Below are 880 nucleotides of genomic sequence, written 5' to 3'. Positions count from 1 at the left end.
GCCCTGGCCTGCGCCGGCGCTGCCGCGCAGGGCACGGCCTACGTGTCCAGCGAGAAGGACGATGCGCTGACGCTGATCGACCTGGGCACGCTCACGGTCAAGGGCACGGTGGCCACCTGCAAGCGCGGGCGCCACATGATGCTCACGCCGCAGCGCCAGCTGCTGGTGGCCTGCACCGACAGCAATGCGGCCGACCTGATCGACCCGGCCAGCAACAAGTCGGTGCGGCGCATTCCGCTGGGCGACGAGCCGGAGGCCTTCGACCTCTCGCCCGACGGCAGGACGATCTACGTGTCGAACGAGGACGACGGCGAGGCCAGCTTCATCGACTTCGCCAGCGGCAAGAAGCTCAAGTCGGTGAAGGTGGGCGGCGAGCCCGAGGGTGTGAAGGTGAGTGCCGACGGCAAGCTGGTGTACGTCACCTCCGAGGTGGCCAACCTCGTGCATGCGATCGACGTGGCCAGCGGCAAGATCGTCAAGAACATCAAGGCCGGCAAGCGGCCGCGGCGCATGGCCTTCACGCCCGACGGCCAGCAGCTGTGGATCACCAACGAGCTGGATGCGACGGTGAGCATCGTGTCCACCGCCACGCACGAGGTGACGCACACGCTGAAGTTCGAGGTCAAGGGCGCGCGGGCCGAGGACATCACGCCGGTGGGCATCCAGATGAGCGCGGACGGCAAGCGGGCCTTCGTGGCGCTGGGCCGGGCCAACCACGTGGCCTTCGTGGACGTGGCCGCGCGCAAGGTGACCGACCTGGTGCTGGTGGGCAAGCGGGCGTGGAACGTCACGCTGGACAAGGCCGGGCAGCGGCTCTACGTCGTCAACGGCCTCAGCGACGACGTGACGGTGGTGGACGTGGCCGCGGCCAAGGCCGTCA

General features: G+C 68.9%; 1 protein-coding gene. It reads left to right on the top strand.

What is annotated here, in order from left to right; all coding sequences use genetic code 11:
* On the top strand, positions 1-880 hold an 880-nt coding region (locus tag VO99_RS27480; RefSeq protein ID WP_046116160.1), incomplete at both ends, for a PQQ-dependent catabolism-associated beta-propeller protein.

It is taken from the genome of Aquincola tertiaricarbonis (assembly GCF_000969605.1).
Classification (GTDB): domain Bacteria; phylum Pseudomonadota; class Gammaproteobacteria; order Burkholderiales; family Burkholderiaceae_C; genus Aquincola; species Aquincola tertiaricarbonis.
The sequence above is the reverse complement of the archived record's forward strand: the minus strand, read 5'-3'. Positions and strand labels throughout refer to the sequence as shown.